Genomic DNA, 23,204 nt, shown 5'->3' on the forward strand with positions numbered 1-23,204 from the left:
CTGGGTCTTCCGCCTGTTCGGCCACGACCGGGTGAAGATCATGGACGGGGGTCGCAAGAAGTGGGACGACGAGGGCCGGCCCACCACCACCGAGGTGCCGAGCTACCCGCCTTCCAGCTATCCCACCCCGTCGCGGGACGATTCACGCATCCGCGCCTTCCGCGACGAGGTGCTCGCGCACATCGGGCGTAAGGGGCAGCTGGTGGACGTGCGCAGCCCCGAGGAGTACCGCGGCGAGAAGCTGCACATGCCCGAGTATCCGCAGGAGGGCGCGGTGCGCGGCGGCCACATTCCCGGCGCCAAGTCGATGCCGTGGGCGCGCGCGGTGAACCCCGACACCGGCGAGTTCAGGAGCGCGGAGGAGCTGCGCGGCCTGTACGAGGGGCAGCTGGGCCTGAACCCGGGCGAGGAGACCATCGCCTACTGCCGCATCGGCGAGCGGTCGAGCCACACCTGGTTCGCGCTGACCTACCTGCTCGGCTGGCCGAAGGTGCGCAACTACGACGGCTCGTGGACCGAGTGGGGCAACGCGGTGCGCCTCCCCATCGAAAAGCCGTAAAAGACTTGGCTCACGCAGAGTCAGCAGAGTCAGCAGTTAAAACGCAGCTGTTTCTGCTGACTCTGCTGACTCTGCGTGAGCCCAAAAGAGAGCGTGCCCCGCACCAAATCAGGGCACACCGAATACTGCATACGAGAAAGAGGACGGCACCCGCGCGGGCGCCGTCCTCTCGTCATATTCAGCCGAATGAGATGACTACCGCAGGCGGCCGAGCAGCTCGCGGTTGGTCTTGGTGTCGTTCAGCTGCTTGTTCAGCAGCTCGATGGCGTCGGCGGGCTGCAGCGAGTGCAGGGCGCGGCGCAGCTGCTGCGCCTTCTCCAGCTCGGTCGGGTCGAACAGCAGCTCCTCGCGGCGGGTGGAGCTCTTCTCCACGTTGATCGCCGGGAAGATGCGCTTGTCGGCCAGCTCGCGGTCCAGCACGATCTCGCTGTTGCCGGTGCCCTTGAACTCCTCGAAGATCACCTCGTCGCCGCGGCTCCCCGTGTCGATCAGCGCGGTGGCGATGATGGTGAGGCTCCCCGTGCCGCCGCGCACCTTGCGCGCGCTGCCGAAGAAGCGCTTCGGCTTCTCCAGCGCGCCGCTGTCGATTCCGCCGGAAAGCATCCGCCCCGTCCCCCGCTCCGTCGTGTTGTAGGCGCGGGCAAGACGGGTGAGCGAGTCCAGCACGATCACCACGTCGCGCCCGCTCTCCACCTGGCGGCGGGCGTGCTCCAGCACCATCTCGGCGACGGCGACGTGCCGCTCGGCGGGGCAGTCGAAGGAGCTGGCGATCACCTCGCCGCGCCCCAGCATCTCCATCTCCGTGACCTCCTCGGGGCGCTCGTCCACCAGCAGCACCAGCAGGACGGCCTCGGGATAGTTGACGGCCACACCTTCCATGATGTTCTGCAGCACCGTGGTCTTCCCCGCCTTGGCCGGGGCCACGATCAGCGCGCGCTGCCCCTTCCCCAGCGGGGCGATGAGGTCGATGATGCGGTTCGTGTGGTCCTTGCGCCCGCGGAAGCGCTGCGACTCGCACTCCAGCCGGAGCTGCTCGTCGGGATAGGTCGCGGGAAGCGAGCCGAAGTCGACGCGGCCCCGGGCGTGCGCCGGGTCCAGGCCGTTGACCGAGAAGACGGCATCCAGCGGGGCGCTCTTGCCGCGCCCCGGGGGGGTGCCGATGGAGCCTTCCACGCGGTCGCCCGTGCGGAGGCCGAAACGCCGGATCAGCGACTGGCTGACGAACACGTCGCCGTCGGCGGACTGGTAACCGTTGGCCAGCGTGCGGAGGAACCCGCTGCCGCTGGGGAGGATCTCGAGGAGCCCCGACGCCGCCGGGTCGGTCGCCGGGCGCGGCTCGCGCTCCGCGGCGGTGGGTTGTGCGGAAATGGTCATGCAGCTTTTTCCAGAAATTGCGTTCCAGGGACGCGAAGACGCTGCCGGCGGAGTGCCGGAAGAGTGGATGGTGCCCGTCTCCTCGTGTGTGGGCTTTGTCAGAGAGGCTCGCGCTGGCTACGTCAAGTTGCGTGCCGCGGAAGGCGACAGGGAGGAATTCGACGGCCGGTGTGTGCGCGGGCAACGGGAAGATAACGGAATGGCCGAGAAACGCAAGGCGGCCAATGGATCGCTGCCTCCGCCTCCCTTCGCGGTCCCCGCCCCACGCCCGTCCCCACCCCGTTTTTCATGCCGTGTGCCGGTTTGACGGCGGAGACGGCTCCCGCGTCACATGGAGTCGAGTTGGCCCGGCGCCCCGTTCCCTGGTGCCCGGCGCCCCCGTCAATGCGGGGGATGCCGTCGGGAGCGGAATGTCCCAGTGGGACCGGGGCGTCCCAGCAGTGAGGCGTGCGCGCCGCAGGATGTTTCTCGACAACTTGCCATGGCGCAACGGATTGCGCATCATGATACAGCGCACTCCCGCCGTCGTGCGCCGGTTGCCGAAAACGGCGTCGCCCGCCCGGCTCCGGCCGCTTTCCATCTCCCGCCCACCTGCCCTCACCCCATGCGCCCACCCCGCCTGGCCGCGGCCGCCTGCGCCCTGACGCTGGCCCTTGCCGCCTGCACCGACCGCAACCCCGCCGCGATCCCGGCCGTCGCGCCGCCGCTGCCCCCCTCGGCCGTGGCGGCGGTACGCTGCACGGCCGACGTCCGCGCCGGGACCCTGGCGTGCGCGCCGGCCCCGATGGCGGCGGCCGGCGTCTCCGCGGCCATCCTGGGCGGCCAGGGGACCAACGTGCGGCTGGCCTCCAGCGGCACCAGCTACGACGGCGTGGGGATCTTCCGCTCGTACGTGACGCTGGAGAACCTGACCATGCAGCCGCTGGGCACCAGCGACGGGTTCACGCCGGTGGGCGGGTCGCGCGTGTTCTTCGCGTCGGGGCCCACCACCACCAGCGGCACCGGCGAGGTCAGCGTGGCCAACGCCGACGGGATCGACGCGTTCACGGCGTCGTCGCAGCCGTACTTCCTCTACGCCAGCATCCTGCTCCCCGGCGACACCACGGGGAAGAAGGAGTGGCGCTTCAACGTTCCCAGCACCGTCGGCACCTTCCAGTTCCTGGTCTACGTGGCGGCGCGCGTGCCCAGCGAGGACGGGTGGGTGAGCCTGTTCCCCATCGCCCCGTCGCTGCAGGTGGGCGACACGGTGCGCATGGACGACACCGTGCACACGGTGACCGGCTCGGTAGTGCCGGGCGTGCCGGCCGCCTGGTCGTCGTCGAACCCGGCGGTGGCCACGGTCGACGCCGGCGGGGTGGTGACGGCGGTCGACACGGGAACGGCCATCATCACCGCCACCAGCGGCGCGCGCACGGGGCGGGTGACGGTACAGGTGTCGTCCGGGCCGCCGCCGCCCACCTTCGTGCGGCTGGACATCCTCCCGCCCACGATCACGACGCTGCGGGCCGACACGGCGTGGATGCAGGCGCGGGTAAGGAACGCCGGCCTGTCGTCCGCCGTGACCTTCGCGGTGGGCCCGGAGCAGTGCATCGCGGCGCGGGTCTCGGGGACGGCGGCGGACGGCGTGTACCGCTGCGGGATCACGGCGCGGGAATCGACCACCGGCGGCATCTGGGCGGTGACCGGGGTGGTCACCGGCAACGGAGCGGGGATCCGCGAGCTGTTCCACCAGGACCTGACGGCGGCGGGCGCGCCGGCCGCGGTGTTCGTCCATCACATGGACTACGACCTGTCGCCGCCGCTGCTGCTCGGCTTCGGCTTCTCGCCCGACACGGCGCACGCGGGAACCGACACCGTGGAGGTGGAGGTGGTCGCGGCCGACTCGGGCGTGGGGGTCGCGCAGATGGAGGTGCGGTTCTCCGGCCCCTGGCCGAACCAGGCGGTGGGGTGCGGCACCAACGGAAGCGTGCCGGGCCCGAACCCCGGCGAGCGGATCTTCCGCTGCCGCTTCGTGTTTCCCGACTACGTGTCGCCGGGCGACTGGCTCGCGCGGGTGGACATCGAGGACCTGAACGGCAGAAGGGCCTCGTTCGATCCGTCCGGCCTGGCGGCGAAAGGGTGGCCGAGCACCCTCGCCGTCATCAGCCCGAACCCGGACCACACGAACCCCGTGCTGACCGCGTTCTCCATGGCGCCCGGCACGGTGGTGGGGAACGGAACGGATTCCCTGTCGATCACGGTCACGGCCACGGACGCGCAGGCCGGGATGCTGAACATCTCGCTGCAACTGCTGAACGCGGACGACAGCGACGCGCGCTACTGCTCCGTGGACGGGCCCCCGGGGCCCAGCCTGACCCTCCACTGCACCAAGCACTTCGACGCGGCGGATGTCGGCACGTGGCGCGTGGGGTACGTGGACCTGCGCGACCTGGCGGGGAACGGGCGCACGCTCTACACCGACGACCTCGCCGGCGTCCCCTACCCCACCACGGTCGTGGTCACGGCACCGTAGGCGGCCGGGAAGCAGCGACTCCGCGTCGGCCATGAACGCCCGGGGCAGCAGAGCGGACTGCACCGCCTGCTGCCCCGGACGTTTCTGCTCCTCCCGCCCGGCTGTCTCAGCCGCGGCGGCTCACGAGCGGGGGCGCGTGGACCGCGGCCGCTCGGCGGGGATCTCGAAGGTGATGGGGACCGTCACCCACACGCGCACGGGCATGCCCTCGATCGTCGCGGGGCGGAATCGCATCCGCGGCACCACGTCCAGCGACGCGGCGTCCAGCCTGGAATCGCCCGACGAATGGAGAACCGTGGCGCTGGCGTGGTCGGGGGTGCCGTCTGTCTGGATGCGGAACTTCACGGTCACCACGTAGCGGCGGATCGGCATCGACTGCAGCCGCCGCGTGTGTTGAGCGGTTGCCCGGTCCACCGCCCGCGCGACCTCGCCCCGGTTGACGAGCATGGGCTGCGTCTCGACCATCTGCGGGGTGTCGACGCGCGCCTGCGGGCCGGTGACCACCCGCACCCACACCAGGTGTGGCCGCGCGAACGGCGCCTGCGGCCTGACGCTCGCGCGGAGCGCCGCCATCACGGGCTCCGCGTAGCTCGCGGGCATGCGGTCGGAGAGCGGCTTCACCTCCGACGCCGTGCCCGTGCTGTCGAAGGTGACGACGAAGATCGGCGGCACGCCGCGCGGCAGCTCCGCCTCAGGAAGCTCCGCCGCGGCGCGCACCAGCGCCGCCGAGTCCAGCAGCGCCGACAAGCGGAGGTCGCGCCCGGTGCCGGAGAAGTCCTGCGCCCGCGCGGCAGCGGCGGTCGCGCACACCGCGGCGAGCGCGGGCAGCGCGCGGCGCATGAAGATCGAGCAGATCACGGGATCAACGGATGGAGAGGTAGATCGGCCGAAACCCCGGCGAACGTGCCGCGGACGACAAACGTCTGATCGGGAGATGGTTATCCGGTCGCGGCCGAGGGTGCGAGCAGTCACCGCTCAATCCCCGGATTCGCCGGGAAGCGTCTTCGTCGGCTGGTGGTGGCGCTCCATGTACGCATCGAGCGCGCGCGACGCGGCGTCCACGCGGCCGGACAGCCGCTGTGCCTCGGCCGCCTCGCCCTCGCTCTGGAAGAGCGCCTGGTCGCTTCCCGCGTCGTAGCTCACGCGCGGATCGATGGACACGAGGTAGCGGTGGTACGCGAGCGCCGCGGCGGCCACCGCGCCCTCCAGCTCCCATCGCCCCGGGCCCGGCTCGTCCGTCTCCCCCGTCCGCTCGCGCACCATCGTCTCGACCTGGGCGGCCGGGAGCCGCGCCTCGCGCCCCAGCGCGCGCAGCGTCGAGTCGCTCCACGCGGGAAGGGCGCGTTCCATCTCGGCCGCGTAGGCGCCGGCGTTCTCCCAGTACTGCCCGATTCCGGCGTAGGTGCCCGCCTCGGCCATGTAGCGCGTGGTCGACCACGCGGGGGGCGGCCCCGCCCGGCCGACGCCGTACAGCGCGGCCACCCGGCGCATGTGTTCCTGCCGTTCGGCCATGTACCGCCGCGTGACCCACATCATCTTCCCCTGCGTGGACGCGGGCGGCGGGCCGAAGACGTCGGCCGGGACGGCGGCGCCGGTGCCGGTGTCGGCCGGCGCGGACGCCGCCGGGCGGAGCGCGCTCACCTCGCCGCTCCTCTCCGCGCGCGCCTGGGCGCCGAAGGCCGCCAGGTAGGTCAGCGCGGAGATGCCCAACGCCAGGAAGGGGATGAGCCGCCGCGTCCAGCGCAGCCACACCAGCAGCAGCGTGCTCACGAAGAGCGGCCCCACGACGTAGGCTCCGGTGATGTAGCCTGCCCACTTGGCACCGGTCGCGATGGGATCCGTGGGGTCCGGGGGTGCCAGGATCGCCAGACCCACGCACCCCGCCAGCGCCGCCACCTGCGCGAACCGCAGGGTCCCCGAGGCCGGGCGCGGGGCGGCCGGCGCGGGCTGCCGCAGGCGCGACGGCGCGGCGCAGCGCTGGCAGACGGCGGCCTGGTCGCTCATGGCGCCGCCGCAGTTGTAGCAGGCAACGAGGGGCATGGTGGAATGATGCGGTGGGTGTGTCGCGGGATGGAAGCGGATGCGCGAAAGGACGTTCGCGGACAGAGGGTGCAACGCCGGACCGCGTTGGGGATGCGGGAGCCGGCGCTGGAAAGATAATCTCCATCAACCACTTGGGCCAGATTACGCGCGCCACCCGTTTGCGTCTCGCGCGGGACCCCACGGCCACAGCGGGACATCCCGCAACGGAAGACGGCGGGCGGACGGAGCCGGCGGAATCGGCGCGGGGCCGGAATCCTCCCGCGTATCCCCGCCCACCCGCCCATCCGCGCGCGGACAGGCGTGCGGCCGGCCCGACCGTCAATGCTCGAACTCGTCGGGGAGCGACTTCAGAGACTGGCGCTGGCGCTCGTAGTCTGCGTCCAGCGAGTCCGCCGCGGCAGGGAGGAGCGCTTCGTCCTCGCCCCTCTTCCACGTCCCAGTTTGCGACCATTTCTTGACTTGAATGTGATTTGCCTACAATCTCCGTGAAGCACGCTTTTCTCGCCCACCCGTCGAGCGTCACCGTCGGCCGCAACCGCGCGGGCGCTCTGGTGGCGCCGCGACGCAGCCTCTTCTCTTCTGCAGGACAGGATGTCATGAGAAAGCTTCGCCTGTGCCCCGAAGCGCTGTGCGTGGAGTCGTTCCCCACCGCGCGGGAGACGATGCGGACCGGAACCGTGCGCGGTAACGAGCTCGGCACGTACTGGGTCTCCGCCTGCTACACCGGGCCCGAGTACGGCCCCACCTGCGAGCCGGTGTACACCTGCCCCGAGTGCGCCTCGCCGCCGGAGACGCTGAACCCCTGCGACCCTCCCATCGACCCCATCGACCCCTGACGTACCAGCGGTCCAGGCCGGGAGGAGACGGGTCGGGAGATTACGAAGAGAGGGGGAAGACGCCGCACGCGTCTTCCCCCTCCTCGCATCCCAAATTCCGGGTGGAGTATTGGTGCGTTCGATCGAATCTCGTGCTGACGCGATTATAGATCCTTCGGCCTGCAAGCTCTTGCGCAGACGCTGATTACGGTCTGGCCGGCCTCAGGATGACGTCAGCGCGGGACGGATCCTGTGCATCACCAATTCCCGGATTTGCGTGTCAGTCCTGCGGCGATCCCTGCCGCCGCACAGTTGCCCTCCGTTACCTCCGTTTCCTCCGTGTCACCCCTCCCACACCTTCCGCTAGCCGTCTCGTGCATCGCTAAGTTGCGCTTCTGCTGCAACTTACCCCACCCGTCAAAATCCGGCCCCCGGAAGGGGTGGGATAGATGTGGGATAGGTTCATGCGGCCTTCTTCTGGCGACGGTCGCCGTCCGCAAGAAAGGCGCGCATGCTGCGGCGTGCCTCCGCCGCCTTGGCCCGCACCCGCTCGTTATTCGGGTCTTGGTAGATGCGTTCGCGCGTGGCGCTGTCGGTGTGGCCGGAGATGCGGTTGAGCACCTGTGCGTCCTGCGCGAACTCGGGCGCAAGGTCCGTCGCCTGCCTGCGGAGCCCGTACAGCGCGCGTCCCGGCTTGTGCGGAATCCCCGCAATCGCCTCCAGAGCCTTGAACAGCCCCCGAAGGGTCCAGTCAGACAGGCAACCTTCCGTCGCGCGGCTTGGAGGCACGGAGCCGCGTCTAAGCTTGCCCCCGGGGAACAGGTAGTAATCTGGAATCTCGCCGCACTGGTACGCGGCTTCTGCCTCGGACAGGTAGCCAGTGGAAAGCACCTCGTCCACCAGCGCGCGAAGCTCGGGATGCAGGTCCACAATCTCCCCGTGCTTCTTCCCGTTCCCGTGGACGATGAAGCGGCCGAGTCCGAAGCCCCCAACCGCATCAAGGATCAAGTCCGACCGCTTGGCCCGCACCGCCTGCCCGGCGCGGAGTTCCGCCGCAAGCTCGATCAGGAGCCGCAACCGTGGGTCGCCCTGGGGGAGCGCGGCGAAGATCGCCGCAACCTCGTCCACGTCGTGGCGGGGCCGCTTGACCTCCACCCGGTGGCCGGTGAGCGCCCGCCATTCCTCGCGTAGCCGCACCTTCCAGCGCGGCTTGGGGATGGCGGCGGTGTCGGGGATCAGTTCCTCCTGACGGAGCCAAGAGGCGATTGCGTAGAGCACCACGCATGTCTTTTCCGCCGCCACCGCGCCTTTGCCGTCGCGGCTCCGCTGCGCCATCTGGCGCACCAGAAACATCATCTCGCCCGGCGTGAATTCCTCCCACGTCAGGCGCGGCCCAAGAACCTCAACCGCCGCCTCGGCGTACCGCTTGGCCTGCCTCACGTGCTCCGTAACCGTGGCGTAGGCGCCGCGCTGCGGATCGAACATCAGCGCCACCCCTTTCGCCAGCGTGAGCGGCACGGCCGGGTCAGCCGCCCTTTCGCGCTCGTGCGGCAGCATCGACGCGAACGCCACGGTACGCGACGTCGCGCTGGCCTCCATCAAGGCCGTAGCCGCCGCAAGCGCCTGACGCTTGCCCTCGCGGCGGTCGCGGTGCCCAAGGCTCCGCTTTAGCTGCTTACCTCGCTTGTCAAGCCAGAGCAGGTAGAGCACCCCGCCGGGTTCCCGCTCGGCAACGCGGACCTTGGCCCCGTACACCCCAAGGGACTCGGACCAGCATTTCTTTGCGGCCAGTGGCCGCCGCTTAGTCTTGGGCATCATCGGCTCCGTATTTGGAGTGGATGATGTCCCGGAAGAGCCTACCTGTAATATAAGCATTTTTCGTGCTAACGCAAGGTTTTTCCTTGCATCGGCTACGCTTTACGGGCAGGTCAACGCGGCGGATGAGGGGCTTGGAAGGGCGGCCGGAATTTGGGATTGTCCCTTCGCGCACCAGGCGCGACAGGTGGTCCACGCTGTAACCGGACTCCTTGGCGGCACGGGCGAGGCTCAACAACTCGTCGCCGCCGCGCCGCAGCGCGGCGGCGAGCTCGTCGGCGCAGAACTCCAAGATGCGGGCCTGTGCGTCCGCGCCAAGGCGCCGCTGCTGCGCGGCGAGGGTGCGCCAGTCGTCCGGAAGCTCTGCGGCGGTGGGCTGGTCGTGCATGGGGCGAACCGGCATCCGGGGCGGATCGTGCCGCACAATGACGGCGGGGGCTGCTAACCCTGATACCCCGCCCGACCGCGCCGGGGTGTTTCGCCGCCGCCAGCTGCCGTCGCACCGCGCCCGCCAGCACGCGCCGTCGTCCGCCCCGCCACTGCACCCCCCGATGACGAAACGTGGGGGTGTGGGGGGCGCTGCCCCCCACAAAGACAGCGCGCCGAAGGCGCGACCGCCCCGCCGACCCGAAGGTATGAGGGCGGTGATCGACCGCGTCAGGGATTCGCGCCCGGCAGGGCCGAGACAGTGCCGCCACGGCTGTTTGTGGCGGTGCTGGCTCGGCGCAGTTGGGCGGCGTTGTTTGCCGCCCTACTGCGCGCGAAGCCCGGCCCCCGCGCAGCGGGGGAGACGCCCAAGCGGGTTCGTCGGGGTGTGTTTTGCCGTGGACCTAATGCATTGTCTCACGCGCAGCCTTCCAAACCTCGGGCCGCACTACGTGCGTGCTTCGTTGTCCATCGCGGTAGGTGATGAACACAAATAGGTCACCTGTACCTGCCTCACGGAAACTGGAATACTGCTCGGCGGAGATATGCTCTCCCACAACCCATTCCTCGATTCGGTACGAATCTGCTGCGACAGTGATTCCGAGGTCCGCAGCATCCGTCTCGGACAGGCCAAGTGCTGCACCAAGGCCCGCCTGTGGATCGAGTATATGAACCTTGACTGCCTTCTTACTATTCACCGGGCTAATTTTGCCTTGGCGCTCCATCTCGCGCAGCCACCGAACAGAAACTCGGACCCGTCGCACGCCGCCGTCGGGCAACGGAAGTTCAATAGTGGCCTTCTTCCCGAACAAGCGGTCAAACAACCCCATATCTAGGCGCATCGGAGAGGCTCCTTATTTACCTGCTGGGGGTGCGAAGGTCAAACGTGAGAACGGCACTCACGTTCCGCAGGCGTTCCCCAAACTCAGTTGAGATCCAAGTCGGCACTTCGTCCTCAGTGGCTTGGAGAAGAGCTTCAACATATGGCGGAGGCTGCTCATGCAGTCCAGGGACTACATTGGCAGCAGCCGCAAAGTAACGCCGGATGAACTCGAACACTTTACCCACGAACGGAGCCGCGTTGTCACGCGCTTCCGCTGCGCAGCAGAACAGACACGCGAGAGGGCATGAATCAGCAAGCAACTGTGCCGACGTAATACGCTGACGGCCTTTGAGAACGTACTTTTGGTGAACCAGAATGGCGTCAGTCAAAAAAACGGCATATGGTCCGGCATCATCCGAAGGATCGTGACACCGAACAGTAGGAGAGGTTGGGGATGTGTAGTAGAGCGCGTAGAGCGGGAGGACGTTGAACCGGCGGGCTGCCTCAATTAGTTTCTCTATTTGCAACCCGTGGCGATTTGCGTAAGCTATCTGCGGATATGAGTCATCGTGGCCGCATAAATTCTTTGCTTGTACACGCATTCCAAACGATTCTCGATCCGAAATTAGCCACCATTCCCAATCAGCGCCACTTTCTCTCGCCTCCTCGTGTCGCGGAAACTGATAATATTTGATCCACGACGCACGTTCGGTCAATTGATATAGCAGCCAATCCGTAATCGACTCTTCTCGAACCTTGGGCTGGCGACGAAGCCACGCGTCTAACTCTGCGGCAAGTTCGCTCACGACCAGGCATGCTGATTCGGGGCTACTTCTGCGTGCGCGGCTGTAGTGCCCCCGGAGACCTGCGGCCGCAAGAAGTTCTGCGAAGAGAGCGGCCACGTTGGCGATGAAAACAGGGCGTAGCCTTTCCATCTCCACCGAATTCACCAATAACCACGAAAACGCCGAATTGTCGTCCAACAGGTCCCCTAGATCACTGTAGACTCGCGACAGATGCGCCAAGTAATTCTCTTCAAACTCGCGCAGTCGAACGTCAGTTTGGATCGTTTGGAGCGCGCGGACAATCCGAACAATGTCCCGATGCGCAATACATTCAAGCATTTGAGCACGGTAAATTGCTTCTGCCGAATCTTCGGCAGGCGGAGATATTTGGACAACGCATAAGGCTCGTAGCGCGCCGTGGAGGCTTTCCAACTGCTGAGAAATGGTAACCATGTCGGAAACAGGGTTAAGTTAAATTGAACGGTTCCGCCTGCTGGAAAGCAACGCGCGGGAGTTTACGGCACCGAGCAGTCCAGAGACAAGGGGGTATCTCTCGCCCCCTACGCAACGCGGGATACGCCAACCCGCGCTGTTGCCGTAAACCCGCTGCAACCGGGTCGATCACCACGAAACGCTTGCGCGCGTATCGGAGTTCGGTCTATTTAGGACAGTGATTAGGCCACTCGGCAAACGCAGTGGCACCCACATCGACAATACGGAAGAATGTGGATCACGCACAGCTACATGGGAACAGTCAGAGGCCGAACCAGATGCCTCTTCTTTCTGCTGTTCGAAGATTACATCGAGGCTCAGCACGGATTATCTGATCAGGTCAGAACAGAACTGGAGCGATTCGCCCGCAACCTTGGTAATGCCGGAGCAGTGGTTATCCCCTTTCCCGGTGATGCTCCCGCAACTCACACGAGCGTACTCGAAAAGGGATGGACTGAGAAGGAAATTCTCGAACTGCGCCAGACTCCTGCGATGCTCATGATTGATACGGACTTTGACGAATTCGATCCCCGCCACCATTCATGGGTCTTATTTCACTTTGATCGATCTTCTTCGTACGATGGAGCCTATGCTCCCAAACTACGATCTCTGTTCAACCAAATCGCTGCGGCGGCCTCAAACGGTGAGGCAGATCCGTTTGCAATTGTTCAAGCGTCAATGCGAACTGACGCCATCGCCCGCGCATCCAAGATAGTGAAGCTGGAACCCGGGGCATTTGGTTTCAGCATCGACCTTCGAGCTGGGTGGGCGGCACTCAAGCAATATCTCCGTACGAGAAGCAGTCGAGGTGACGAACATGAGCGTGAAGAAGAATGAGCTTCGGTATCAGCGGCCCTCTCCGCAGGGCCGCTCCCGCAGAATTCTGAACAAGGACGCCCCGGCTGCTCGGAAATAAGCAGCCGGGGCGTTGCTCCTGCTCTTCGTACGGTGCGTCAAATGTCGAGCCCCGGGCCTTGCCGCTCGCGGCGCCGCTCCCTCCCTCGGCCAACCTCCAGTTCCATCCCCTGCCCGCGAATCCAGATGGGATCCTCCCCGGAATGCTTCGCGCTCTGCTTGATCGCCTCGCGAATGAGCGGGGCAGCCTCGGCGGGGAGCATGACGGCTAGCTGGTCCTCGATCTTGGGCGGGGCCTTGCGCCCTCTCGTCGTGGTGTCGTCCACCGCGCGCCGCCGGTACAGGATGGCGAGCACGCGGGCGGCTTCCGTCAACGGCTCGCCACGGCGGTTGGGGTAAGGCACTTCCTTCGCGCGAGCCAGCGCCTCGTTCCACCGCGCGAGCGACCGCGCGGTAGGCCCGGCCTTGGCCCGCTTGCTCCACTTCGCTGCCGCCGCGTCAAAGACGCGCAGCAGGCGCGGAAGTTCTTCCTTGCGGGCGTGCGCGGTGGTCGGGATGGAGACCACACGGAGCCAAGAGTAATCCGCCGAACGGATGAGTGGCCCGAAGGTCTGCGGCCTCTGCTCCAGGACGGCGCGCGTCCGCTCCACGCCGTCCCTGCGGACGGAGTGCAGCAGCGCGCGGCAGGCGCGCCGGGGAGCGTCGTAGACGTGCCCGGCAACGTAGATCAGGTCACGCACCTTGTGGCGGGCTTCCTCGCGCGGCTCGTGAAGCCACGCGTACGCATCGGCGGCCCGGTGTGCCTCGCCTTGTGCGGCCGAGAGCCGCCCGGCGGCCTTGCGCCGCTCCAACTCGCTGCGGATCGCGCGCGCGGCCTCCCACAACAGCATACGCGGGCGGCGGCGGCGCATGGTCCAGTAGATCAGCGCCGCGCCATAGGCGGCATTGCCGTCCGCATCCTCGCCCTCATGGCACGGGCCGTAAGTGGTCGGGTTCCATGAGAGCCGCCCTAGCGCGTCGTCGTCGTCGAAGTCTGCGCCTATGCGGAAGTCGTGGCGGGAGTGAAGCGGGAACAGGTACAGGGTGCGGAACGCCGCGGCGTACAGGCGCGCCGCGGCTACGTACATGCGGCGCTCACGGGTGGTGTGGCGGGTCATGCGGGGTAACTGCTCCTTTCGGGATGGGAGGGGTGGGGGTCAGAGACTCAGGCCGCGTTCCCGCTCGCGCCCGCGCTCCTGCTCCTGCTCGCGCACAAGCTCGAGCCCGATGCGGACCGCCTGACGTGCGAGCCCGGCGGCGGAGCGCGGGAGCATGGGAGCGAGGCGCCGCACAAGCTGGTCGCCGTCCACGGCGCGCCCGATCTGCGCGGACGCGAGGACGGCGGCGGCCTCGCGCAGGTCGCCCGCGCCGTGCGGGCCTGCGCGCGCGGAATCGCGCAGCAGCTGCGCGGCCTGCAGGAGCGCGGGCCGCAGGCGTGCGGCGCGGTGGCGGGTGTACTCGTAGCCCGCGAGTGCGGCCGACGCGCGGCGAGCGGGATCGGCGCCGGGGCGGAGCGCGCCGAAGTGCTCCGGCTGCTGCCGGAGCGATGCGGCGGCGCGCTCAGGGCCGCGCCGCTCGGCCGCGTCGAGGAAGGCGCGTCGGGCGGCGGCTGGATCGGCGTAGAGCGCGCGCACGTGCTGCGCGAAGTCGCGCCCGGTCTCCGTGTACGTGCGAGGGCGGCGGGGCAGCTGCGGTGCCGGCGCGGCGGCGGGCGACCGCTCCGCCGGCGCTGGCGTCGGCGGGCGGCTCGGCGCGAGTGACGGACGGGCAGGAGCGGCGCGCCCCTCGTCCAGCGGGGGGACGCTGCGGGCGGCGCGCGCGCGCGTCTCGGGCGCGGGGATCGGCGGGGCCTTGGGGGCGGCGAGCTGTGACGCGGACTCCACCCGCGCGGCCCGCTCGTCCAGCGTGCGCCCGGCTACGGCTTGACGCGCCCGGTACTCGCCCAGGGGACCGCCCAAGCGGCGCTCCAGATTGGCGCGGGACGCGGCGGGGTCGATCTCGCTGCACTTGACCTTGTGCACCCCGTCCGTCACCACCATCCCCCGGCCCTCGGTCCGGACGGATAGTCCGTGCTGGCCTAGCGCTCGCTCCAGTTCCACCCATGAGCGCGCCGCCATCAGGTGCGGCCTGGCCTCGCGCTGCACGCGTTCCACGAACGCGGAATCTCCGCGCGCGAGCCGGGGCGCGGGTTGGCGCGGCGCGCGGTCGCGCGCGTGCTCGGGGACGGCTGCGTGCTTGCCCGGAACGATGCGCAAGCCTAGCTCGGCTTCCTGCTCGCGCATGGCCTTCTCAATGCGCGCGTAGTCGTTCCAGTTGGACCAGACGGTGCGCTTCTCGGGGTGAACGCGGTTGACCATGAAGTGCAGGTGTGCGTGCGCCCGGTCGCGGTGCGCGACGATTAGCACCTGATGGTCCTGCAACCCAAGGCCGCGCAGCGTCCGGTCCGCGACCTGGCGCATGGTGTCGCGGTTCAGCGGGTCGTCAGGGTCGAAGCTGACGGAGAAGTGATAGACCGGCGGCTGCACGCTGTCGCTGTCGTGCGCGGTCGCCACCATGATCCGCGCGGCGGCCTGCGGGTGCTCGGTCGGCAGGTTGCGCGTCTCCACCCAATCCACGCGGTCCCGCTCGGTGCCGTCGCGGCGCCCGTACTCCAAGTACGCGGCAAGGGCCTTGAAGCCCGTTCCGAGCTTGTACGCCTTCCCGATCATGACAGGCAGCGGCGCACGGCCGCGTAGACGGCGGCGAGCACTTCCGGCCCCTCGGTCGGAACGTACTCGGCGGCGTTGGCGCTGTGCGCCAACTCGTTGAGCGCCGCGCCAGCGGCGCGGACCTCCGCCAGCACGGCGGCGGCATCGGGGCCACGCTCCGGCGGGGCGGCGGTCGCCGCCTCCACCGCAGCGATCACGGCGGCGATAAGCCGCGCGCTGTCCTCGTCCCAATCGTCCTCGGCCACGCGGTGAAGCTGCCGCAGGTTGTTGAGCACGCGCGCGAGCTGGTGCACCAGCTCGTCCGCGCGGCGGCGGCGGCGCCGCGACGGCGCCGCGCCCTTCCCGGCCTTCTCTAGCGCGGCCTCGCGCACGAAGCGGAGCGGCGGGACGCCGCTCGGGCGGGCTGCGTCCTCGACGCGGCGCCACTCGTCGCTACTCCAGACGGTGAGCTTGCGGATGGTCCTGCGTGCCACTTGGCCCGGGGGTGTTGGGGGTGCTGTTCCGTTTGAGCGAAGCGAAAACCGAGCGAGTGATTGCATATGCCCCGAGCGAGCGGAGCGAGTCGGAGGGGCATATGCAATCACAATTGCTCGCTCTCGGTGTTCGGCGCCGCGCATCGGGGCCGCACATCCTGATACCCTGACACCGGGGGAAGGAGATGTTGAACGAGACAAAGTGGGCGTGGGATCGGGAGACGGGCGGGGAATTTCGTGGCACGCGAAACCAGCGGCGGCGGGAGCCCCCCGCCGCTACTGCGCCGGGGGGGAGCGTAGCGCCCCGGCACCTCCGGCGGCCCGGCGATAGCCGGGAAGTCGGGAAGTCGGGAAGGCGGGAAGCCGGGAAGCCGGTCGCGAGGGGGAGTCGGCGCGTGGCCGGTGCTCACCGAGTCCGAAAGAGAGCGGCGGCGGGTATACCGTCTAATAGGTCTGCGTAACTGGCGTAAAGCGTGTGGTCAGGCTTAAACTTGGCTTTGTTGCTCACTTTTTCCATTCACTACGTACGCGGGGGGGCAGAATGAATCAGGTCGGCCGCACGGTTGCGTGGGTGTTGCTTTCCGTTGCGCTTTCCGCTTGCGCGGATGGCGGGAAAGTCACGGGTCCAGAGACGGCGGTTCGCGGCCCCCGCTACGATGGTGGCGGGGGACTCGGGTCCGGCGGCGTAGTCGCGCCAGGTGGCGGGCTCGGGTCGGGAGGAGCGACGGTGGGCGGTGATGGAGTGAACACGACGACCACAACAACAACCTGCGTAGACGAGCGGGGAGGAGGGGGGTTAGGGTCTGGGGGCCGGACGGATTGCCCTACGGGGACGACGCCGTAGAAACAGCCATCCCGGCGGTTACGATGCGCCGTGCCTTCGTTCCGCGCTTGGGTGCGCGCTGGCTGTTCAGCCGTCGCAAGCACGCGGCCGACGTGTCGCTAATTCGCGCAAGGGCGGGAGGCGCTTGGGCCGGTGCAGGCGCCTCCCGGTGCTCGATTTGCGCGAGCAATGCCAATGAGCGCCGCAGCGGATCACCTTCCCGGCGCCGTTTCGCTATCTCCCGCGCCTGCGACGCGAGTCGCTGAGCCGGTTCCCACTCCCGCCATACCGCAGCCCCCTCGGCTGCCGCGACCAGCGCCGCAGCGGAATTAATTTCTGTCTCCTGCGAAAGCTGAAGGAGGTCGCTGGTAGCTTGGTCGTACTTTCTTCGGTCGCCAACACCCGCCGCAGCGCGTGCGATTGTGGCCAGTACGGCTATGCGTTCATAGGGTTTTGTAATCCATGCTAGCGCTGCTTCGGCGAGTGGAAGCGCAGGACCAAAAAATCCATGCCGGACGAGTAGATACGCGTAGTCGTGTACGAAATGGGGAATTCGTTCGTAGACGCGAGGGTAATACTCCAACACTAGCCGGGCGCACTTTTCACCTGATAGATAGCTACCGGCTTCGGCTTCGATTAGCAGCAAATCATGTTGCGCTTTACCAGCTAGAGTGCGACGCCCGCTGTACAATGCGGCCTGCGTGGCGCGCCAATAATGGGGCCGTGCTTTCGCATGTTGGCCGAGTTCGTACAGCATGATTCCAAATCGGATATGCGCGCGGACGTACCATTCCCAGTCTTTTGCTCTGCGCGCGAAGTTGACGCTTCGCGTGAGCCACACCCAAGCTCGATCGTAGGCGGCGGCACGGGTCGATAGATGACCCGCATCGGCAGCGGGCCGGGGCGCCTCGGGATCAGCCAATGCGGCGAGTTCGGCAAACTCCAATGCTACATCCAAACTCCCGGCGTCGTCCGCCCAGCTGCTAACCTCGCTGCATGCCGCCGAAACCGGCGAGCCTCGGATCAACTCGGGATAGCGAGCAGTTGCGCCCAGCGTACGAAGGGCCGAAGCGATTCCCGTGCACTTTTCCGCTGTTTCTTCCTCCCAACGCGTAAACTCGATGGATGGACGCGCGAACAGACTCGCCCGGTTCGATTCCGGGGTCGTCGCCCAAAGGCGGATAGTGCGGGCGCGGAGCCACAAAAGGGTAGAGAGATCATCCCCAAAGGGGCTATCGAGAATGGACCAATCGTTTCGCGGCCATAGGGGCGGCGCGGGTATCTGGTGATGTGGCCCTTGGCGGGCGGGCTGTCCAGCCTTGTTTCGTGGTTTCGCATCCTTCGGCATTGATACACGCCTTTAGGTCGCTGTGGATATGTAACGGGCGAACAAGGTAAAGGCCGGTCTTTTGGTGCGCTACCGCGTTTCGCGTGCCGGGGCTCTCCTCTCGACAAATCGTTGTGCGCGGTGGCGGTACAGGCTCCTTGAGAAGCCGATTCCGGCCACCGTTAGCGTATCTGCGTGACATGGGCGACAGATAGACGAAAGAAGTGTCGCGTTGAGGTGCGGTTTTCTGCCACCGTTCCCTTTCCGCCACGAAGCATCACTAATAGCCCGTTCGCACTGCGACAGCCCGCTACGGCGGGAGTATCGCCGCGCCTACTTTCCGCCAGAAGCCCGCATCGGAGAAGGCGCCGGTGGTCATGTAACGTGGAGCATGGCTACCGACGAACGGATTATCTCGGACTGCTCCCTAGCGAACGCTGCACGATACCTCGCGCGCTTGGCCGCCAATGGTGCCGGCTACACGCTGCGCGGGGTGAGTGGGTGGGCGCACCTGCGCGACGTGGAGCGCGGGACCCGACTGCACCTCGACGAGAAGCTACCAGCGCTCCGCGCTATGGGGCTGGTGGACCGGGTGAACGTGGCTCCGGGCGGGATTGGCAAACCTGTTTGGGTCTACCGGATCACCGACGCGGGCGCGCGGGCGTCGGCCGAGACGTGGGGAGACGCATACGAACGAGTGCGGGCGCCCGGCGCGGCTGAGAAGCCCGCGCCGGTCTACTTGGCGCCCGGCCCGCGCAACGCGCTGACGGTGCTCCGCCTCGCGTACGAATCAGGGGAACGGAAGCGCTTCGGGGAGTGGGGTTGGCACACGGGGCGAGAGTTGACGCTGTTGGTCGATGGCTTGAACGCGCGCGGCGCGCGCCACTTGGCGCGCCTCGACTCAACGGAGTTGACGTGGCTGGCCACCGTCGGACTGGCGGAAAAGCGGGACGTAAAGCTGGCGTGGGGGCGGGACCGGCCGGTGGTGTACTGGCGCGTATCGGAAGCGGGCCGAACGGTCACGCTGCTGTCTTGGCGCGCGCCCCGGTCGGATGATCTCGCCAACGAGTTTGACGAGGACGAGTGACGCCGCGCCGTCGGGTGTGGTGCCCGTGCGAACGGCGGGAGCGCGCGTTGACGTTCCTCGCTCAACTCGTCGTGCTTCCGGCGGGCTACCGGGTGCGGAGCGTCTACGGATGGGCGCACCCGTACGATTTCAACCTGTTGGCCGGGCCGTACACGTGGGCGGACCTGCTTTGTGAGTTGGAGCGGGAAGGACGTGTAGACGGCCACGCGGCCAGTCTCCCGCAAGCCTCTGAGCCCGCGCGGCTGTACCGGATCACGCAATCGGGGATGGACGGGATCGCGGCGGTGCTGCGCGAGCAACCGCCGCGTGTCGAGCCTCCGCGCACGCCGGATGAACCGGCGGGCGTGTACGCGTCCGAAGGGGCGCGATGGGCGCTGGACGTGTTGCGTGACGCGCCCGGCGAATGGCTTGGGGTGGAGCAGGTCAAGGAACCGTCCGAACAGTGGAACCGTAGCGGAGGGCGCCCCTACCGGCTCGTGTGGACGGCGCACCTGGACGAGCTGGTCTCGGCCGGGCTCGCGGAAGCGCGCCCGCTGGAGCCGTGCGGGAAGCATGAGCAAGGCCGGAAGCTCTACCGGGCCACCGCATGCGGGCTGGTCGTGCCGGTGCTGAAATGGTTCGGCCGCGATCCGGAATCGGAGGTCTATTCGCAGGTTGCCGGGCCGCTGCTGCGCGCGCCGCTGCGGTGCTGCTTCATGTACGGCGCCGGAAACTGACGATGGGGAGCGTGGGGATGGCTCGGCGCGCACCGGAGGCCACGCCGGAGGACTTGGAGCGGTTCCGGATCGCGCTGGAGAACGAGATAGCGCGCACAACGTTGCGCGCGACCGCGCGCAAGGTGCGCATGTCGCCCTCGGGGCTCACGAAGTTCCTAGAAGGCACCAAGCCGTACGGGCGCACGGTGGCGCGGGTGCGGGAGTGGTACTACAGCGAGGCGGGCGTGCACCGCACGCCGCCGGAGCTAATCGCGGCGCAACTGCGGCGGTACGTGGTGACGCTCCCCAATCCGGACCGGGGGCTCGTGAACCTGTTGGAAGCGGTGGACGCGTCGTACCGGCAGGCGGGCATGTTCCCGCCGGAGTGGGTGCGGACCGTTCGTGCGCTCGTCAGGTGAGCGCGAAACGGCGTCGGCCCTCGGACCCGCCACCGCTCGCGGCCGACGAACGCGAGGCGGCGAAGGCGGCTATCTGCTTCTACGGCGTGGACATACTTCCGAAGCTCCGCGCGATGGATCGCCGCAGGCGGCGAAAGCTGTTGAAGCGCGCCGGGCGGCTGTGCCTCCGCACGCCGCTCCAGTACAGCCGGGGTCCGCACACGTTTCCGGAATGGCCGTGGGGCGGGCTGTCGGGGTTGCAGGTAGTGACGGTGATGGTGTTCGGGCTGTGGGTCGAGCAGCACGAGCGCCCCGAGTTGTGCGAGCCTCTAATGGAGGCGTGGCCGATTGCGGAAGTTCTCTTCCTGGTGGATGGCCCTTCTGACCCAAGGAACGGTGACGAATGAAGCGCAAAGACGCTGACACGGACGGGGAGAGCGGCGCGGATGAGCGGTTGCACTCGGCCGAGTGGATGGACGCGCTTGCCCGCATTGAGACCCTGCGCCCGCGTGTCGCCAGCCGATCCGACGTTTCCAGCGAACCTGCGGGGGTGGTGACGCGTCGAGAGGATGACGCGGGGCCAGACGCGGCAGAGTTCGCGCGGGGCTCGCGATAGACGGCCGAATGTCCCCGGCGCCTGCTGGCGGCAGGCGTCAGCGGCTTGGCGTTGCGTGCGGCAATCGGCGCCGTCTCCCCCAATCGGCTTCGCGTGAAATCATCCGGCATGTGCTGGAAGACGTACGGTGAAGGTGCTCCCTTGCCCTAGAGTGCTCACGAGCTCCACGTCGCCGCCCAGGAGGTGTGCGAGCTGGCGCGCCACGGTGAGCCCCAGCCCGGTGCCGCCGCGGTGCATTGTCAGTGAATGTGTCACCTGCGAGAACGGCTCGAAGATTCGCTCGGCGTGTTCTGGTGCGATCCCGATCCCGGTGTCACGGACTCGAACGACGGCCGCGTCTCCATCCAGCTCCAGCTCGACGCTCACCTCGCCCGCGTCGGTGAACCTCACGGCGTTCGACAACAGGTTCAGGACGATCTGGCGGACCTTTCCGGGGTCCGTCGTCACGATGGCGTGCGGCTCGGGCGTGCCCACGCGCAGCGCGAGGCCCCGCGAGGTTGCGAGCGGCAGGAGGAACTCGGCGGTTTCGCGGACGACGCCGCACAGGTCCGCCGGCTCCAACGTGACGTCCTCGCGCCCCGCGTTCAGCCGAGAAAAAGCGAGAATGCCCTCGATCAGCCCGAGCAGGTGCCTGCCGGCGGCCGTGATCCGCGCGAGGTGGGCCCGCTGGCTCTCCGTGAGCTCACCCGTCACTTCGAGGTCGAGCAGGTCGGCGAAGCCGAGAATCGCGTTCAAGGGGGTGCGGAACTCGTGCGACATCGTCGCCAGGAAAGCCGACTTCGCGGCGTTCGCCTCCTCGGCCTGCCGCCGCATCTCCTCCGCCACCTCAGCGGCTCGCCGTGCTGTGTCGCGCGCCGCCTCGCTTGCCTGTCGTGCCACCTCAGCCTCGGTGAACAACCGCGCGTTGTCGATGGCCATGCCGCAGCGCCGCCCCAGATCCTCCGCGAGCATCAGGTCTGCGTCGTCATAGTCGCGACGGTGGTCGGAGACGAAGGTGATCGCACCGAGCACCCGACCGCGCGCACAGATGGGAACGATGAGCGAGGACCGCACCCCGAGCGTCCGCAGGATTTCCGCCTCCGCACCGGCTGGCTCCTCGCTGCCGTCCGCGTGGTGCACGATGGCGAACTCCGACTCGCGACTGCGAATCACACGGGGCGCGCCGAGCTTGGCGCTGCCCTGTGGGGGATTGGCGCGGTAGAACGTGCGCGCACTCTCCTGCTTCCGTGGGTCAGGGTGCACGATGGCCGCTCGGCGGATGGAATCATCGGGCTCCACGAAGTCCACCATGCACCAGGTGCCGAAGTGCGGGAGCGCGAGGGCGGCGGCCGACGCGAGGGTGGTCTCGAAGTCGAGGGATTCGGCCAGGATGCGGCTCGCCTCGGCGAGGAACGCGAAGCGAGTCCGGAGATCCCGCGGAGACTCGTCTCTCAACCCCATGGCGGGTGGCGCATCGCTCATGCTCAATTAAGGTTGCACGTGCCGCGGGACGCCGTGCGAGGGGGGATTGTTGGCGCCCACCCGAACGGAACGGTGATCGCTGCGCAAGTCGCGGACCGGCTGGACGAACGTTTTGTGTGGAGACCGAGCGCGCCCCGGTGCGGGGATTGTGTCGCGCCGCTCGCACACCTTCTGCGGTGGCGTTGTCGCTGGGTGCCCTTCCACCGCGTTCGGGTTGATAGAGAGTTGGCTACACGAATCATCACAGACGCGGAAGGCGTTACGTGGACGATTTGGGAAGTCCGCCCGACGCCGAACAGCCGGGGGGTGACGCGGGTGAGGGACGAACTGCGGCATGGATGGTTGTGCTTCAAAGCCAGAGGGATGGACCGCAAGCGAAGGCTGATGCCGATCCCCTCGGGGTGGGAGGGGGCGACGGATGCTCGTTTGCAGATCTACCTGCGAGCAGCGTCCCTATACCGATACTAGCGAGCGTCGAACACTGGCCGCAGGCAAAGCCCGCGAAAGCTGGTTTGACCGCACAGGGAAACCCTGCACGGCAGGCGAGCGGGGGGCTTGTCCCCCCCGAGCCTGCCGTTCCGATTTTTGGATTTTCGGACACCCCGCGCATTGACGGCCGAAAGCCCCCGGCGCCTATGCTTGCGCAAGGCGTCGGCGGACTCTCGGGGTTTGGGGCGCTGTCGCGAATGGAAAAAGGCTGCTATCCGTTCGTTCGCCTGTGTTCTCCCTCAGTTGTGCACCCTGCTCCGCTGCGGCGCGTGGCCGCGTGGCCGGCCTGCGGGAAGTCGGGGACGGATGGGGTGGAAGTGGGATAGGTTGTGGGATAGGTTTACCGCGAAAACGCGGCATTTCGGCGCGGGGAGTCCGGTAGGCCCTTCCGGAACATCAAGGATTTACAAGGGTTTTCGGCACCCGCGCCGTTTTCTTCTGTGACTCCGTGCAGGCGTTCGACAGTTCCGGCTACATGCGAGACCCAGGATTGGCGCCAATCCTGGGTTTTTCGCGCTCAAAACACTGGATTCACCGATTTTCTGTTGTACACGGATTTTCGATGTGCATTGACTCAGCAACAGGCATG

General features: G+C 67.7%; 20 protein-coding genes. 8 read left to right on the forward strand and 12 right to left on the reverse strand.

The features are described from left to right. Positions 1 to 559 (forward strand): sulfurtransferase (locus tag VF092_01200; protein HEX6745901.1); only part of this gene is annotated, 559 nt, incomplete at its 5' end. A gap of 195 nt (positions 560 to 754) precedes the next feature. Here the strand turns inward: VF092_01200 and rho are convergent. Then, complete coding sequence (rho, locus tag VF092_01205) at positions 755 to 1,933, reverse strand: transcription termination factor Rho (GenBank protein HEX6745902.1); 1,179 nt, start codon at positions 1,931 to 1,933, stop codon at positions 755 to 757. 604 nt (positions 1,934 to 2,537) lie between these two features. Here rho and VF092_01210 point away from each other — a divergent pair. Further along, a complete protein-coding gene (locus VF092_01210) occupies positions 2,538 to 4,445 on the forward strand; it encodes an Ig-like domain-containing protein (protein HEX6745903.1) in 1,908 nt (635 codons plus the stop codon). Positions 4,446 to 4,565: 120 nt separating this feature from the next. Here the strand turns inward: VF092_01210 and VF092_01215 are convergent, their stop codons facing one another. Continuing rightward, a complete protein-coding gene (locus tag VF092_01215; GenBank protein HEX6745904.1) occupies positions 4,566 to 5,303 on the reverse strand; it encodes an energy transducer TonB in 738 nt (245 codons plus the stop codon). A gap of 117 nt (positions 5,304 to 5,420) precedes the next feature. Beyond that, the gene (locus VF092_01220; GenBank protein ID HEX6745905.1) at positions 5,421 to 6,485 is read right to left on the reverse strand and encodes a hypothetical protein; all 1,065 of its coding nucleotides are present in this window, start codon (positions 6,483 to 6,485) and stop codon (positions 5,421 to 5,423) included. Between the two features lie 599 nt (positions 6,486 to 7,084). Between VF092_01220 and VF092_01225 the strand changes: the two genes are divergently transcribed. Continuing rightward, positions 7,085 to 7,324 carry a hypothetical protein gene (locus VF092_01225; GenBank protein HEX6745906.1) on the forward strand — a complete coding sequence of 80 codons (240 nt, stop codon included), beginning with the start codon at positions 7,085 to 7,087 and terminating at the stop codon, positions 7,322 to 7,324. Between the two features lie 441 nt (positions 7,325 to 7,765). Here the strand turns inward: VF092_01225 and VF092_01230 are convergent, their stop codons facing one another. The 4 genes from VF092_01230 to VF092_01245 form a co-directional block, all read right to left on the reverse strand. Continuing rightward, a complete protein-coding gene (locus VF092_01230) occupies positions 7,766 to 9,118 on the reverse strand; it encodes a hypothetical protein (protein HEX6745907.1) in 1,353 nt (450 codons plus the stop codon). Beyond that, positions 9,105 to 9,506: a hypothetical protein gene (locus VF092_01235; protein ID HEX6745908.1), complete on the reverse strand. Its 402-nt coding sequence runs from the start codon at positions 9,504 to 9,506 to the stop codon at positions 9,105 to 9,107. The genes VF092_01230 and VF092_01235 overlap by 14 nt, the downstream gene beginning before the upstream one ends. Before the next feature lie 442 nt (positions 9,507 to 9,948). Further along, a complete protein-coding gene (locus VF092_01240) occupies positions 9,949 to 10,386 on the reverse strand; it encodes a hypothetical protein (GenBank protein HEX6745909.1) in 438 nt (145 codons plus the stop codon). 16 nt (positions 10,387 to 10,402) lie between these two features. Then, positions 10,403 to 11,605, reverse strand: coding sequence for a DUF6615 family protein (locus VF092_01245; protein HEX6745910.1), 1,203 nt, complete (start codon positions 11,603 to 11,605; stop codon positions 10,403 to 10,405). 270 nt (positions 11,606 to 11,875) lie between these two features. Here VF092_01245 and VF092_01250 point away from each other — a divergent pair, with 270 nt between their 5' ends. After that, positions 11,876 to 12,481, forward strand: a complete 606-nt coding sequence (locus VF092_01250; GenBank protein ID HEX6745911.1) for a hypothetical protein — start codon at positions 11,876 to 11,878, stop codon at positions 12,479 to 12,481. Positions 12,482 to 12,597: 116 nt separating this feature from the next. Here VF092_01250 and VF092_01255 read toward each other — a convergent pair whose 3' ends face one another. The 4 genes from VF092_01255 to VF092_01270 all read right to left on the reverse strand — a co-directional run bounded on the left by VF092_01255 (position 12,598) and on the right by VF092_01270 (position 17,488). Then, on the reverse strand, positions 12,598 to 13,656 hold the full coding sequence (locus tag VF092_01255) for a hypothetical protein (protein ID HEX6745912.1): 1,059 nt from the start codon (positions 13,654 to 13,656) through the stop codon (positions 12,598 to 12,600). A 39-nt stretch (positions 13,657 to 13,695) separates the two neighbouring features. Further along, the gene (locus tag VF092_01260; GenBank protein ID HEX6745913.1) at positions 13,696 to 15,246 is read right to left on the reverse strand and encodes a relaxase/mobilization nuclease domain-containing protein; all 1,551 of its coding nucleotides are present in this window, start codon (positions 15,244 to 15,246) and stop codon (positions 13,696 to 13,698) included. Then, positions 15,243 to 15,719, reverse strand: a complete 477-nt coding sequence (locus VF092_01265) for a hypothetical protein (protein HEX6745914.1) — start codon at positions 15,717 to 15,719, stop codon at positions 15,243 to 15,245. Before VF092_01265 ends, VF092_01260 begins: the two co-directional genes overlap by 4 nt. A gap of 824 nt (positions 15,720 to 16,543) precedes the next feature. Beyond that, entirely contained in the window at positions 16,544 to 17,488 is a 945-nt protein-coding gene (locus VF092_01270; GenBank protein ID HEX6745915.1) for a hypothetical protein, read from the reverse strand. A gap of 772 nt (positions 17,489 to 18,260) precedes the next feature. Here VF092_01270 and VF092_01275 point away from each other — a divergent pair. The 4 genes from VF092_01275 to VF092_01290 are packed head-to-tail and all read left to right on the forward strand — an operon-like array spanning position 18,261 to position 20,456. Then, on the forward strand, positions 18,261 to 18,956 hold the full coding sequence (locus VF092_01275; protein ID HEX6745916.1) for a hypothetical protein: 696 nt from the start codon (positions 18,261 to 18,263) through the stop codon (positions 18,954 to 18,956). Positions 18,957 to 19,003: 47 nt separating this feature from the next. Continuing rightward, positions 19,004 to 19,672, forward strand: a complete 669-nt coding sequence (locus tag VF092_01280; protein HEX6745917.1) for a hypothetical protein — start codon at positions 19,004 to 19,006, stop codon at positions 19,670 to 19,672. A gap of 17 nt (positions 19,673 to 19,689) precedes the next feature. Then, complete coding sequence (locus VF092_01285; protein ID HEX6745918.1) at positions 19,690 to 20,070, forward strand: hypothetical protein; 381 nt, start codon at positions 19,690 to 19,692, stop codon at positions 20,068 to 20,070. After that, positions 20,067 to 20,456, forward strand: coding sequence for a hypothetical protein (locus VF092_01290; GenBank protein ID HEX6745919.1), 390 nt, complete (start codon positions 20,067 to 20,069; stop codon positions 20,454 to 20,456). Before VF092_01285 ends, VF092_01290 begins: the two co-directional genes overlap by 4 nt. 308 nt (positions 20,457 to 20,764) lie before the next feature. On the opposite strand, the gene VF092_01295 is transcribed toward VF092_01290, so the two are convergent. Further along, positions 20,765 to 22,126 carry a GAF domain-containing sensor histidine kinase gene (locus VF092_01295; GenBank protein HEX6745920.1) on the reverse strand — a complete coding sequence of 454 codons (1,362 nt, stop codon included), beginning with the start codon at positions 22,124 to 22,126 and terminating at the stop codon, positions 20,765 to 20,767. Positions 22,127 to 23,204 lie beyond the last annotated feature (1,078 nt).

The sequence above is a fragment of the Longimicrobium sp. genome (assembly GCA_036377595.1).
Taxonomy (GTDB): domain Bacteria; phylum Gemmatimonadota; class Gemmatimonadetes; order Longimicrobiales; family Longimicrobiaceae; genus Longimicrobium.

What these genes read in the sequence shown, in the direction of transcription:
- VF092_01260 (HEX6745913.1), bottom strand. Translation starts at nt 15,246, where the DNA reads ATGATCGGGAAGGCGTACAAGCTCGGAACGGGCTTCAAGGCCCTTGCC.
- VF092_01230 (HEX6745907.1), bottom strand. Translation starts at nt 9,118, where the DNA reads ATGCCCAAGACTAAGCGGCGGCCACTGGCCGCAAAGAAATGCTGGTCC.
- VF092_01275 (HEX6745916.1), top strand. Translation starts at nt 18,261, where the DNA reads ATGGCTACCGACGAACGGATTATCTCGGACTGCTCCCTAGCGAACGCT.
- VF092_01245 (HEX6745910.1), bottom strand. Translation starts at nt 11,605, where the DNA reads ATGGTTACCATTTCTCAGCAGTTGGAAAGCCTCCACGGCGCGCTACGA.
- VF092_01220 (HEX6745905.1), bottom strand. Translation starts at nt 6,485, where the DNA reads ATGCCCCTCGTTGCCTGCTACAACTGCGGCGGCGCCATGAGCGACCAG.
- VF092_01250 (HEX6745911.1), top strand. Translation starts at nt 11,876, where the DNA reads ATGTGGATCACGCACAGCTACATGGGAACAGTCAGAGGCCGAACCAGA.
- VF092_01235 (HEX6745908.1), bottom strand. Translation starts at nt 9,506, where the DNA reads ATGCACGACCAGCCCACCGCCGCAGAGCTTCCGGACGACTGGCGCACC.
- VF092_01210 (HEX6745903.1), top strand. Translation starts at nt 2,538, where the DNA reads ATGCGCCCACCCCGCCTGGCCGCGGCCGCCTGCGCCCTGACGCTGGCC.
- VF092_01240 (HEX6745909.1), bottom strand. Translation starts at nt 10,386, where the DNA reads ATGCGCCTAGATATGGGGTTGTTTGACCGCTTGTTCGGGAAGAAGGCC.
- VF092_01225 (HEX6745906.1), top strand. Translation starts at nt 7,085, where the DNA reads ATGAGAAAGCTTCGCCTGTGCCCCGAAGCGCTGTGCGTGGAGTCGTTC.
- rho (HEX6745902.1), bottom strand. Translation starts at nt 1,933, where the DNA reads ATGACCATTTCCGCACAACCCACCGCCGCGGAGCGCGAGCCGCGCCCG.
- VF092_01255 (HEX6745912.1), bottom strand. Translation starts at nt 13,656, where the DNA reads ATGACCCGCCACACCACCCGTGAGCGCCGCATGTACGTAGCCGCGGCG.
- VF092_01285 (HEX6745918.1), top strand. Translation starts at nt 19,690, where the DNA reads ATGGCTCGGCGCGCACCGGAGGCCACGCCGGAGGACTTGGAGCGGTTC.
- VF092_01295 (HEX6745920.1), bottom strand. Translation starts at nt 22,126, where the DNA reads ATGAGCGATGCGCCACCCGCCATGGGGTTGAGAGACGAGTCTCCGCGG.